We start from the raw sequence: 12,849 nt of genomic DNA on the forward strand, positions 1-12,849 counted from the left end.
ATTACTTCGCCTGCTCGAGCTTGGCCGCCTTCGCCGTGTCGAACCACCAGTTCTCAGGCGCCCCGACGCCTTGGGCATATTTCGGCGGCTTGTCGGGATGACTGAACTGGTCCCAATAGGCGACGCGATGGAAATTCGCATACCATTGCGGCACCCAATAGCGCCCGGCCCGGAACACGCGGTCGAACGCCCTGCACGCGGTGGTCAGTTCGGTGCGGGTCTGTGCAGCGATGATCTTGTCGATCAAGGCGTCGATCACCGGATCGGAAATGCCGGCGAGATTGTACGAGCCTTTGGTCTTGGCCGCCTGCGACGAGAAGAACGCCCGCATGGCATCGCCCGGCGTCGCCGACATCGAGAAGCGTTCGATCGTCATGTCGAAATCGAAATCCTCGAGTCGCGCCCGATATTGCACGGCATCCACCAGGCGGAACGTGGCGTCGATGCCGAGCGTTGCGAGGTTCTTCAGGTACGGTCCGTGATGCGGCTGGATCGACTGCTCGTCGTTCAGGAACTCGATCGTGAACGGCTCGCCATTGGGCAGAACCCGCTTGCGGTCCTTGACGAGGTAGCCGGCTTCGCTGAGCAGCTCGCTCGCCTTGCGCAGCAGAGCACGGTCCTGTCCCGAGCCGTCCGACACCGGCGGCACGAAAGGCTGACCGAACACTTCGTCGGGCACTTTGCCGCGGAAGGGCTCCAGCAGCGCAAGCTCCTCGGGCGAAGGCGGGCCTGACACCATCATGTCGGAGTTCTGGAACGGCGAGCGCGTGCGCGCATAGGCGCCATACATGATCGACTTGTTGGTCCACTCGAAATCGAAAGCGTAGATCAGCGCCTCGCGCACGCGCGAATCCCGGAACTTGTCGCGGCGCATGTTGATGAACCAGCCCTGCGCGCCCGAGGGGGTCTCGTCCGGCAGCTGCTCCTGCTTGACGCGACCGTCCTTCACCGCCGGGAAATCGTAACGCGTGGCCCAGATGCGCGACGTGAGCTCCTCGCGGAACAGATAGTTCTTGCCGGTGAAGCCTTCAAACGCCACGTCGCGGTCGCGGTAGAATTCGTAGCGCACCGTGTCGAAATTGTAGCTGCCTCGGCAGACAGGCAGATCGGCACCCCACCAGTCTCCGACGCGATCGTATTCGATGTAGCGGTTGACCTCGAACCGGCCGACCTTGTACGGGCCGGAGCCCAGCGGCGTATCGAGCGTCGATTCATCGAAGGCGCGCGTGGCGTAATACGCCTTCGAGAAGATCGGCAGGCTGGCGACATAGAGCGGCACGTCGCGCGCGCGGTTGGGCGCGAAGGTGACGGCTACGGTGGCGTCGTCGGCTGCCTCGGCCTTCACGAAATCGCGCAGCTGCACCACGATTAGCGGATGCCCTTTCTCCTTCAGCGTGTTGAGCGAGAAGGCGACGTCATGAGCCGTGAGCTTCGAGCCGTCGTGGAAACGGGCTTCGGATCGCATCGCGAAGGTGTAGGTCAGCTTGTCCGGCGAAATCTGGACCGACTTCGCGGCAAGCCCGTACATGGCGTCGGGTTCGTCGTTGGCGCGCGCCATCAATGCGGCGAATGTCATGTCCATGCCCTGCGCGCCTTCGCCCTTCATGATGTAGGCGTTGAGCGAGGAGAACGTAAAATAGGATTGGTTGTAGGCCCGCACCGACGGAATCAGCGAGAACGCTCCGCCTTTGGGCGCACCGGGATTGACGTAACCGAAATGGTGGAAATCAGCGGAGTATTTGAGGTCGCCGAACGCCGAAATGCCGTGGGCCTCGGTGGGCCCCTCGGACGCCGCGACGCCGCGGAGTGCGGCCGCGCTGAATGCACCGCCGACACCGAGGACCAGCACATGCCGGCGTGAAAGCTGCGCCATGCGGGACATGTCCTTCACGACTTCTTTGCGATCCGTGCCGCCTTGTCCGCGTCGTACCACCAGACGAACGGGAAGCCGGACTGCCCGTATTTGGGCAATTCCGTCGGCCGGCCGAAGCGGTCCCAGCGCGCGGTGCGCACCTTCGTATAGGTCCACTGCGGCACGACGTAGTGATTCCACAGCAGAACGCGGTCGAGCGCCTTGGTCGCCGCGACGAGATCATCGCGGTCCTTGGCGTAGATCAGCCGCTCGATCAGCTTGTCGATCGCCGGATTCTTGATGCCGCCAATATTGCGCGAGCCGGCGACATCGGCCGACTTGGACGACCAGAACTCGCGCTGCTCGTTGCCCGGCGACTGCGACTCGCCCCACGAGTTGGTGACGATGTCGAAGTCCCAATCGCGAGTCCTGTTCTCGTATTGGGTCGGGTCGACCGTCCGTACGCTGACGGCAATGCCGAGCCGCTCCAGCGACGGCTTGTAGAACAGCGTGACCCGTTCGAAGCTCGGATCCTGGTTCAGCAATTCCAGGGCAAACTGGGTACCGGTCTTGACGTCGACCAGCTTGCGGTCGCGTACCTCGTAGCCCGCTTCCTTGAACAGGCGCAGCGCCTCGCGCAAATTGTCACGCACTGCTTCGGGACTGCCGCCGACCGGATTGGCATAGGCCGTCGTGAAGACTTCGGGCGGGACTTCCGCGCGGACGGTCTGGAGAATTTCGAGCTCTTTTCCCTGCGGCAATCCGGTAGCCATGAGCTCGTCGAGACCATCGAAATAGCTGCTGACGCGCTTGTACTGACCGTAAAAGAGCTGCTTGTTCATCTCCTCGTAGTCGAACGCGAAGTTGAGCGCACGACGCACGCGGGGATCGCTGAACTTGGCGCGGCGCAGGTTCGGCACGAACGCCTGCATGACGCCCGAGCTGCGATTGGCGAATTCCTCGAGGATCACGCGCTTTTCGGTCACGGCCGGGAAGTCATAGGCCGTCGCCCAATTCTTCGCGCTGTTCTCGGTACGCCAATCGACCTGATCGGCCTTGAAGGCCTCGATCGCCACGGTGGCGTCGCGGAAATATTCGTAGCGGAGCTCGTCGAAATTATTGCGGCCCACATTGGTGGCGAAGTCGCGTCCCCAATAATCCTTGACCCGCTCCAGCGTGATCGAGCGTCCGGCAACGAATTCCTTGACCCGGTAGGGGCCCGAACCGAGCGGCACTTCGAGCGTGGTGGCGGAGACATCGCGCTTGCGCCCCTGCGCATCGGTTCCCTCCCACCAATGCTTCGGCAGAACCGTGAGCTGCCCCACGATCTGCGGCAGTTCGCGATTACCAGGCGCATCGAACACGAACTTCACCTCGCGCTCGCCGACCTTCTCGGCCTTCACCACATGGCTGTAATAGGCCGAGTACATCGGATGATGCTTCTTGAAGGCATCGAGCGAGAAGATCACGTCATCCGCGGTGACCGGCTTGCCATCGTGCCATTTGGCCTCCGGCCGCAAACGATAGGTGACGTAGGAAAAATCGTCGGGATGGCTGACGGCCTCGGCGAGAGCGCCGTACTCGGTCGAAACTTCGTCGAGCGCGGGCGTCGTGAGCGATTCGTAGATGAACGCAACCGCGCCGGCGACCTGCCCCTTCACGCCGGAGACGACGATGTTGAAATTATCGAAGGTGCCGACGGCGATCTGGCGCGCGGCACCGCCCTTGGGCGCCTCCGGATTGACGTAGTCGAAACGCTTGAAGTCGGCCGGATATTTGACCTTTCCGAACAGCGACAGCGCATGGCGCCAGGGCAACTCACCGGCCGATTGCGCTTCTGCCGTGCCGACGACGGGAACCCCCGCCGCGGAGCCGAGGGCGGGAAGCGCAGCGACGGCCGCGCCGGTGAGCAGGAGATCGCGTCGGGTAATGGCCAAATCAACATCCCTGTCTTGAAGGAGGCTACTCCTTTAAGTTCCCAATATAGGCGAGGTTTCGACGGAATATGTTGCTTTTTCCTCATCTTGGAAGACCGGCCGGCCGATCAGATGCGGCCAAACGCCCCGATAACATCGCCGCGAGGCCCGGACATGGAAACGGCCAGGCTTTGAGGCCTGGCCGTACATCCAAGATCGAGACCGAAGAGCTTTATTTCGCCGCAGTCGGGAGCGGCTTCGGGCTGTCGGAGAGGGTGTTCAGATAGGCGATGACGTCGGCGCGCTCTGAGTCCTTCGGGATGCCGGCGAAGCCCATCGCGGTGCCGGGAATGAAGCCCTTCGGATTGGCAATGAACTTGTTGAGGTCGTCGATGGTCCAGGTACCGCCCTTGGCCTTCATCGCCGCCGAGAAGTTGAAGCCGTTGCGGCCTTCGCCGCGGTGGTCGTCAACGATGCCGTAGAGGTTCGGGCCGACGCGATTCGGGCCGCCCTTTTCAAAGGTGTGGCAGGCGCCGCACTTCTTGGCGGCGGAGGCGCCCTTCTCGACGGAAGCGGTCTGGAGCAGCTTTTCGATCGGCTCGGAGGGCGCTGCGGCGGCCGCACCACCTTCCTTGTCACCAGCGACTTCCTTCACGGCGATCTCGAAGCCCGGTTTTTCCGGCATCTTGGGCGAGAACAGCGCGTTCGCGGTGAAGCTCGTCACCAGCAGAATGAGACAGGTACCGAGCACGGCACCGAGAATCTTGTTGAGTTCGAAAGAGTCCATTTCCGGCCAGGCCCCACACCGCAAGAAGGAACAAGCGGCTCAATAGCCGCCAGGACGAGCCTCGGGAGAATCACACGTTCCCTGTCTTTCCCCCGAGTTTTGCCATTCAGATATCGGTTTGCCCGGGGTCTGGCAACCCGTATAAGCGATGCGGCTTTCAGCCCATCCCCACCCCATTTCCCGGTGCGGAAAACGCCCCGTTTTCAGGCTCTTGAACCGATGACCGATCCCCGCATTCTGGTGCTGATCCCGGCCCGCATGGCGGCCACTCGCCTGCCTGGCAAGCCGCTCGCCGATATCGCGGGCCTGCCGATGATCGTGCATGTGATGCGGCGAGCCGTAGCCGCCGGCATCGGCCGGGTCGCGGTGGCAACCGACACCTCGGAGATCGCATCGGTCGTGACCGCCCATGGCGGCGAAGCCGTGATGACCAGCCCCACACACCCCTCCGGCTCGGACCGCATCCACGAGGCCATGCAGAAGCTCGATCCGGACGGCAAAGCCGAGATCGTGGTCAACCTCCAGGGCGATTTCCCGACCATCACGATCGACAACATCCGCGAAGTGCTGCCGCCGCTGGGAGACCCGGCCGTGGACATCGCCACGCTCGCCTCGCAGATCCACACCGTGGAAGAGGACCTCGCCCCGAGCGTCGTGAAGGCGATTGGAACCTCGCTCGGCGGCAGGCGCATGCGCGCACTTTATTTCACGCGCGCCACGGCGCCGACCGGCGACGGACCGCGCTACCACCATATCGGCCTGTACGCCTATCGCCGCGCCGCGCTGGAGCGCTACGTCTCCTTGCCGCCCTCGCCGCTGGAAGTGCAGGAGAAGCTCGAGCAACTCCGGGCCCTCGAGGCCGGGATGCGCATCGATTTCACCATCGTCGATACCGTGCCCCGCGGGGTCGACACGCCGGCGGATCTCGAGACCGCCCGCGGCATCCTTTCCAAATCCTGAGCCGCTGCTACAAGGCCCGTCATGAGCAAGATGAAGATCGCATTCCAGGGTGAACCTGGCGCCAATTCCCATATCGCCATCGTCGAGGCCTTTCCCGACGCAGAGCCGATGCCTTGCGCCACCTTTGAGGACGCGCTTTCGGCGATCTCCTCGGGCGAGGCCGATCTCGGCATGATCCCGATCGAGAACTCGGTCGCAGGTCGCGTCGCCGACATCCATCATCTGCTGCCGGCCTCGGGCCTCTTCATCATCGGCGAATGGTTCTTGCCGGTCCGGCATCAACTGATGGCGATCAAGGGCACCAAGATTTCCGACATCAAGTCCGTCGAGAGCCATGTGCATGCGCTCGGCCAGTGCCGCCGCGTCATCCGCAAGCTCGGCATCAAGGGCATCGTCCATGCCGACACCGCCGGCAGCGCCCGCGACATTTCCGAGCGCAAGGACAAGACCGTCGCCGCGATCGCCTCGCGCCTGGCCGCGCAGATCTACGGCCTCGACATCCTCGCCGAGGACATCGAGGACGAGGCCCACAACACCACGCGCTTCGTGGTGCTGGCGCGCGAGCCGAAATGGGCCGCGCAAAATTCAGGCCCGCTGGTCACCACTTTTGTCTTCCGGGTGCGGAATTTGCCTGCGGCGCTCTACAAGGCGCTCGGCGGCTTTGCCACCAACGGCGTCAACATGACCAAGCTCGAAAGCTACATGGTCGACGGCAATTTCTTCGCCACGCAGTTTTATGCCGATGTCGACGGCCACCCCGACGACAAGGGCCTTGCGTTCGCGATCGAGGAGTTGAAATTCTTCTCGCGTGAATTCCGCATCGTCGGCGTCTATCCCGGCCACCCGTTCCGTGCGACATTCAGCGAGACGCAGCAGGATTAGTCGTCGCCCCGGCGAAGGCCGGGGCCCATAACCATCGCTGCGCATTGTTACGAAAGGTCTCCGATACCGAATCCTCCCGGAGAGATTCCGCGGTATGGGTCCCGGCCTTCGCCGGGACGACGAGCTAGGCCGCGCTCTTCGCCAGCCCGAATGCTTCCGCGAGCAGCGAATAGGATTTCTTCCTCGCCTCGTGATCGTACACGGCGGTGATCACCATCAACTCGTCCGGCTTGCTCGCGTCGATCAGCGGCTGCAGCTTTTTCTGCACCGTCGTCGGATTGCCGACGAACAGCCGCGAGCGGTTGCGCGCAATCGAGACGCGCTCGGAATCGGTGTAGGGATAGGACGAAGCCTCCTCGACACTCGGCAGCGGCAGATATTGGCCGCGGTCGCGGCGCAGGCGGTTGAGGTCGAACGACGTCGCGAGCTTTTCGGCCTCCTCATCCGTGTCGGCCGCGATGACGGCGACGGCGAGGATGGCGCGAGGACTCGCGCTCCAGGCCGAGGGCTGGAAATGGTCGCGATAATGCATCATCGCATTGATCGCATCGTGGGATGCGAAGTGATGCGCGAAGGCGAAGCCCATGCCGACCTGGGCCGCGAGCTCCGAGGAATAGTCGCTGGAGCCGAGCAGCCAGATTGGTGGCAATGGCGTGTCGTCGGGCATCGCGACGACGTTGTTGTAGGGGTGGCCTGACGGGAATTCGCGGGTCTGCCACAGGATCAACTCGTGCAGCCGCTCCAGGAAATCGTCGCCCTCGCGACGGTCGAGCCGGCTTCTGAGTGCATATGCCGTGGCGCCATCGGTGCCGGGCGCGCGACCGAGACCGAGATCGATGCGGCCAGGAAACAGCGCCTCCAGCATCTTGAAGCGCTCGGCCACGACGAGCGGGGCGTGGTTGGGCAGCATCACGCCGCCGGAGCCGACGCGGATGTGTTTTGTCACGGCCGCGATCTGCCCAATCATGACGTCAGGCGCGGGGCTCGCGACCGAGGCGAGGTTGTGATGCTCGGCAAGCCAGTAGCGGACATAGCCGAGCCCATCGACATGGCGCGCCAAATCGATGCTGTTGCGCAGCGCCGCGGCGGGCCTGGTGTCTGTGGTAACGACGGATAAGTCGAGGACTGAAAGCGGAATCATGGCGCGCTAACCTAATAGAGGGCCGCACGGCGGCAATGGGTCGCCAACGCAGGTCTGGCGTGTGTCGGTGGAGAGGCCAGGCGGGCGGCAAGGTTGAGCGTTGGGACAGGCCAAGCGTGGACAACGACAAACTCACGTTGCCCACACCATAAAGAGGATATTCCATCAACGCTCAAAACGGAATATACCATTGAAATTAAGGTATAATATCTCATATTTAGAAGGATCCCACTCAGATCCTCTGCACCGCAATATCTAAGGGATTTCCGCGCGAAGTGGGCGACTTCCCATCTCCGATGGGCTGTCGAGCAATCCGCCTTTGCCCTATCTTACGGTCTCCCAAGATAGGACCGCCGGCCGCCAGACCCCTGGCGAGCCCTTTGAGTGAGTGGTGCCATGACCGAGACGACGACGCCTGCCCACAATGACAGGCAAGACGGGCACCTCGCCACCAAGCGGCCTGCGATTTCCTTCGAGTTCTTTCCGCCCAAGACCGAAGATATGGAGCGGAATCTCTGGGAAACCATCAACCGCCTCGCCCCGCTCGACCCCAAATTCGTCTCGGTGACCTATGGCGCCGGCGGCTCGACCCGTGAGCGCACTCATTCGACCATCTCCCGCATCCTGAAGGAGACCGCGCTGCTGCCGGCCGCGCATCTGACCTGCGTCGGGGCCTCGCGCGGCGAGATCGACGAGATCGTCGACCGCTATCACGAGGTCGGCGTCCGCCACATCGTCGGCCTGCGCGGCGATCCCGCCGGCGGCATCGGCACGCCCTATGCGAGCCATCCCGACGGCTATCAGACCTCCGACGCGCTCGTCGCGGGGATCAAGAAGCGGCACGCGGACATCGAGGTGAGCGTATCGGCCTATCCCGAGAAGCATCCCGAAGCCCGCGACTTCGACGCCGACATCGACACGCTCAAGGCCAAGGTCGACGCGGGCGCGACGCGTGCGATCACCCAGGTGTTCTTCGATAACGATCTGTACTTCCGCTATCTCGACCGCGTCCGCGCCCGCGGCATCAACATCCCGATCGTGCCCGGCATCATGCCCATGCACAATTTCAAGCAGGCCCGCAATTTCGTCACCCGCGCCGGCACCACCGTGCCGGACTGGTTTGCCGCGAAATTCGAAGGCCTCGATGACGACGCCGAGACCCGCAAGCTGGTGGCGGCGACCGTCGCGGCCGGCCAGGTGCAGAAGCTCGCGAAGCACGGCGTCGACACCTTCCATTTCTACACCATGAACCGCGCCGATCTCGTGTTCGCGATCAGCCATTTGCTCGGCATTCGCGCCAACAGCGCGCAGAAGGCGGCGTAAAGCACAATGACCGTATCCACTTCGCCCAAGCGAACCGCCCTCATCAACGCCGCGCGCGAGCGCATCCTCGTGCTCGACGGCGCGATGGGCACGATGATCCAGAACCTCCAGTTCGACGAGGCTGCCTTCCGCGGTGAGCGTTTCAAGGATTTTCATCGCGACCTGCGCGGCAACAACGATCTCTTGATCCTGACCCAGCCGCAGGCGATCGAGGACATCCACGCGGCCTATTTGCGCGCCGGGGCCGACATCGTCGCGACCAACACCTTCTCCACGACCTCGATCGCGCAGGCCGATTACGATCTCACCGGCATCGTCTACGAAATGGCGCGCGAAGGCGCCCGCCTCGCCGGCAATGCCGCCAAGCGCGTCGCCGTCGAAGACGGCAAGCCGCGCTTCGTCGCGGGTGCCATCGGCCCGACCAACCGCACGGCCTCGATCTCGCCTGACGTGGCCAATCCCGGCTACCGCGCCGTCACCTTCGACGACCTGCGAAAGTCCTATGGCGAGCAGATCCGCGGCCTGATCGAGGGCGGCGTCGATTTGCTGCTGGTCGAGACCATCTTCGACACGCTGAATGCCAAGGCAGCGCTCTACGCCATCGCCGAGATTAGCGAAGAACTCGGCATCGACATGCCTGTGATGGTGTCGGGCACCATCACCGACAAATCCGGCCGCCTGCTTTCCGGCCAGATGCCGGAAGCGTTCTGGAATTCGGTGCGGCACGCCAAGCCCGTCACCATCGGCTTCAACTGCGCGCTCGGCGCGGAAGATCTGCGCGCCCACATCGCCGATATCGGCCGCGTCGCCGATACGCTGGTTTGCGCCTACCCCAATGCCGGCCTGCCCAACGAATTCGGCCAGTATGACGAGACACCGGAATACATGGCGCGCCTGGTCGGCGAGTTCGCCCGCGACGGCCTCGTCAACATCGTCGGCGGCTGTTGCGGCACCACGCCGGACCATATCGCGGCGATCGCTGCTGCGGTGGCCCCGCACAAGCCGCGCATTGTGCCTGACATCGCGCCAAAGCTTCGGCTCTCCGGCCTCGAGCCCTTCGTGCTGACCGATGCGATTCCGTTCGTGAATGTCGGCGAGCGCACCAACGTCACGGGATCGGCCCGTTTCCGCAAGCTCATCACCGCCGGCGACTATACCGCCGCGCTGCAGGTCGCACGCGACCAGGTCGAGAACGGCGCGCAGATCATCGACGTCAACATGGACGAGGGCCTGCTCGACTCCGAAGCGGCGATGGTGACCTTCCTCAATCTCGTCGCCGCGGAGCCCGACATCGCCCGCGTCCCCGTGATGGTTGACTCCTCGAAATTCTCGGTGATCGAGGCCGGCCTGAAATGCGTGCAAGGCAAGCCGGTCGTCAACTCGATCTCGATGAAGGAAGGCGAGGAGAAGTTCATCCACGAGGCCAAGATCGCCCGCCGTCACGGCGCGGCCGTCGTGGTGATGGCGTTCGACGAGGTCGGCCAGGCCGACACGTTCGCCCGCAAGACCGAAATCTGCAAGCGCGCCTACGACATCCTGGTCAACCGCGTCGGCTTCGCGCCTGAAGACATCATCTTCGATCCGAATATCTTTGCGATCGCGACCGGCATCGAGGAGCACAACAATTACGGCGTCGATTTCATCGAGGCAACGCGCTGGATCCGCAAGAACCTGCCGGGCGCGCACATCTCCGGCGGCGTGTCGAACCTGTCGTTCTCGTTCCGCGGCAACGAGCCGGTGCGCGAGGCCATGCACTCGGTGTTCCTGTATCATGCCATCAAGGCCGGCATGGACATGGGCATCGTCAATGCCGGGCAGATGATCGTCTATGACGACATCGACCCTGAATTGCGCCAGACCTGCGAGGACGTCATCCTCAACCGCGATCCGGGCGCGTCCGAGCGCCTGCTGGCGCTGGCCGAGAAATTCCGCGGCAAGAAGACGGAAGCCAAGGAAGCCGATCTCGCGTGGCGCGAATGGCCGGTGGAGAAACGCCTGTCGCATTCGCTGGTGCATGGCATCACCGAGTTCATCGAGCAGGACACCGAAGAGGCTCGCAAGGCGTCGTCGCGCCCGCTCGACGTGATCGAGGGCCCGCTGATGGCCGGCATGAACGTGGTCGGCGACCTCTTCGGCGACGGCAAGATGTTCCTGCCGCAGGTGGTGAAGTCGGCGCGCGTGATGAAGCAGGCGGTGGCCTGGCTGATGCCGTTCATGGAAGAGGAAAAGGCCCGCAACGCCGCCAACGGTGTCGAGAGCGGCGCCACTTCGTCGGCCGGCAAGATCGTGCTCGCGACCGTCAAGGGCGACGTCCACGACATCGGCAAGAACATCGTCGGCATCGTGCTCCAGTGCAACAATTACGAGGTGATCGACCTCGGCGTGATGGTGCCGGCGTCCAAGATCGTCGAGATCGTGAAGGCGGAGAAAGCCGACATCGTCGGGCTCTCCGGCCTGATCACGCCTTCGCTCGACGAGATGGCGTTCTTCGCCGGTGAACTCCAGCGCGAAGGCCTCAAGCTGCCGCTGCTGATCGGCGGCGCCACCACGAGCCGCGTGCACACGGCGGTGAAGATCGACCCGAGCTATCGCGCCGGTCCCGTCGTGCATGTCAACGACGCCAGCCGCGCCGTTGGCGTCGCCTCCTCGCTGCTCAGCCCCGAGAAGCGCGATGCCTATGCCGCCGAAGTGCGCGCCGAATACGCCAAGATCTCGGACGCGCATATGCGCGCGCAGGCCGACAAGAAGCGGTTGAAGCTGGAGGCTGCACGCAAGAACCGCGTGCCGGTCGACTTCGCCGCGAACAGGCCGGTGAAGCCGACCTTCCTCGGCACCAAGAGCTTCGACGAATACGACCTCGCCGAGCTCGTGCCCTATATCGACTGGACGCCGTTCTTCCAGACCTGGGAGCTCGCCGGCCGCTTCCCCGCCATTCTCAAGGACGACAAGGTCGGCGAGGTCGCACGCTCGCTGTATGACGACGCGCGCAAGATGCTCGACACCATCGTCAAGGAGAAATGGTTCCGGGCGCGCGCCACCGTCGGCTTCTGGCCGGCGAACGCGCAGGGCGACGACATCGTGCTCTATGCCGACGAGAGCCGCACCAAGCAGATTGCAACGCTGCACACGCTGCGCCAGCAGCTCGAGAAGCGCGAGGGCCGGTTCAACGCCGCGCTCGCCGACTTCGTCGCGCCCGCGGGCGTGCCCGATTATGTCGGCGGCTTCGTCGTCACCGCCGGCATCGGCGAGGACGCCGTCGCCGACCGCTTCAAGATGGCGAACGACGACTACTCCTCGATCCTGTGCAAGGCGCTGGCCGATCGTCTCGCGGAAGCCTTTGCCGAGCGCATGCATGCCCGCGTGCGCCGCGAGTTCTGGGCTTACGCGCCGGACGAGAACCTTTCCAACGACGAGATGATCCTGGAGAAATACCAGGGCATTCGCCCCGCGCCCGGCTATCCGGCCCAGCCCGATCACACCGAGAAGGCGACATTGTTCGAGCTGCTCGACGCGGAGAACACGGCCGGCGTGAAGCTGACCGAGAGCTTTGCGATGTGGCCGGGCTCGTCCGTATCAGGGCTCTATTTCGCGAACCCCGAGAGCTATTATTTCGGCGTCGGCAAGATCGAGCGCGACCAGGTCGAGGACTACGCCGCGCGCAAGGGCATGAGTGTGGCCGAGACCGAGCGCTGGCTCGCGCCGGTGCTGAACTACATTCCGTCGCAACAGGCCGACAAGGCCTTTGCCGCGACACCTGCGAACGACGAGAGTTCGAAGGATCTCGCCTCGCATCCGCCGGGCTGCACCTGCGCGGTGCACCTGGTCTGGCAGAAGAAGCGCGCGGGGGCCGGCTAGGCGCCCGAACGGTAAACGCGAAAACAACCCCATGCACAGTAGGGCTGGGGTCGATGTTTTTTCGGCCTTACCGAAAATCGCTTGCTCCGTCGGGCAAAACACCTGTATGAATACATGATCGGATGTTGTGCGT

8 protein-coding genes are annotated in these 12,849 nt (G+C 63.6%); 4 read left to right on the plus strand and 4 right to left on the minus strand.

All coding sequences use genetic code 11. From position 1 onward, the window contains the following. Position 1: 1 nt before the first annotated feature. The 3 genes from JQ631_RS25490 to JQ631_RS25500 form a co-directional block, all read right to left on the minus strand. The gene (locus tag JQ631_RS25490) at positions 2-1,873 is read right to left on the minus strand and encodes an extracellular solute-binding protein (protein WP_212330641.1); all 1,872 of its coding nucleotides are present in this window, start codon (positions 1,871-1,873) and stop codon (positions 2-4) included. Positions 1,874-1,887: 14 nt separating this feature from the next. Then, positions 1,888-3,789, minus strand: coding sequence for an ABC transporter substrate-binding protein (locus JQ631_RS25495; RefSeq protein WP_212330644.1), 1,902 nt, complete (start codon positions 3,787-3,789; stop codon positions 1,888-1,890). A gap of 211 nt (positions 3,790-4,000) precedes the next feature. After that, positions 4,001-4,555 carry a c-type cytochrome gene (locus JQ631_RS25500; protein ID WP_212330647.1) on the minus strand — a complete coding sequence of 185 codons (555 nt, stop codon included), beginning with the start codon at positions 4,553-4,555 and terminating at the stop codon, positions 4,001-4,003. Between the two features lie 219 nt (positions 4,556-4,774). Between JQ631_RS25500 and JQ631_RS25505 the strand changes: the two genes are divergently transcribed. Next, positions 4,775-5,515, plus strand: coding sequence for a 3-deoxy-manno-octulosonate cytidylyltransferase (locus tag JQ631_RS25505; protein WP_212330650.1), 741 nt, complete (start codon positions 4,775-4,777; stop codon positions 5,513-5,515). Between the two features lie 21 nt (positions 5,516-5,536). After that, the gene (locus tag JQ631_RS25510) at positions 5,537-6,397 is read left to right on the plus strand and encodes a prephenate dehydratase (RefSeq protein ID WP_212330653.1); all 861 of its coding nucleotides are present in this window, start codon (positions 5,537-5,539) and stop codon (positions 6,395-6,397) included. A 124-nt stretch (positions 6,398-6,521) separates the two neighbouring features. Here JQ631_RS25510 and JQ631_RS25515 read toward each other — a convergent pair whose 3' ends face one another. Further along, complete coding sequence (locus tag JQ631_RS25515; RefSeq protein WP_212330656.1) at positions 6,522-7,538, minus strand: LLM class flavin-dependent oxidoreductase; 1,017 nt, start codon at positions 7,536-7,538, stop codon at positions 6,522-6,524. Positions 7,539-7,934: 396 nt separating this feature from the next. On the opposite strand from JQ631_RS25515, the gene metF reads away from it, so the two are divergent. Beyond that, positions 7,935-8,861, plus strand: a complete 927-nt coding sequence (metF, locus tag JQ631_RS25520; RefSeq protein WP_212330660.1) for a methylenetetrahydrofolate reductase [NAD(P)H] — start codon at positions 7,935-7,937, stop codon at positions 8,859-8,861. A 6-nt stretch (positions 8,862-8,867) separates the two neighbouring features. Further along, positions 8,868-12,716, plus strand: coding sequence for a methionine synthase (gene metH, locus JQ631_RS25525; protein ID WP_212330663.1), 3,849 nt, complete (start codon positions 8,868-8,870; stop codon positions 12,714-12,716). Positions 12,717-12,849 lie beyond the last annotated feature (133 nt).

This window comes from Bradyrhizobium manausense, from assembly GCF_018131105.1.
Taxonomy (GTDB): Bacteria; Pseudomonadota; Alphaproteobacteria; order Rhizobiales; family Xanthobacteraceae; genus Bradyrhizobium; species Bradyrhizobium manausense_B.

Coding starts and splice junctions, on each gene's coding strand:
- JQ631_RS25490 (WP_212330641.1), bottom strand. CDS start 1,873: ATGGCGCAGCTTTCACGCCGGCATGTGCTGGTCCTCGGTGTCGGCGGT.
- JQ631_RS25500 (WP_212330647.1), bottom strand. CDS start 4,555: ATGGACTCTTTCGAACTCAACAAGATTCTCGGTGCCGTGCTCGGTACC.
- JQ631_RS25505 (WP_212330650.1), top strand. CDS start 4,775: ATGACCGATCCCCGCATTCTGGTGCTGATCCCGGCCCGCATGGCGGCC.
- JQ631_RS25510 (WP_212330653.1), top strand. CDS start 5,537: ATGAGCAAGATGAAGATCGCATTCCAGGGTGAACCTGGCGCCAATTCC.
- JQ631_RS25515 (WP_212330656.1), bottom strand. CDS start 7,538: ATGATTCCGCTTTCAGTCCTCGACTTATCCGTCGTTACCACAGACACC.
- metF (WP_212330660.1), top strand. CDS start 7,935: ATGACCGAGACGACGACGCCTGCCCACAATGACAGGCAAGACGGGCAC.
- metH (WP_212330663.1), top strand. CDS start 8,868: ATGACCGTATCCACTTCGCCCAAGCGAACCGCCCTCATCAACGCCGCG.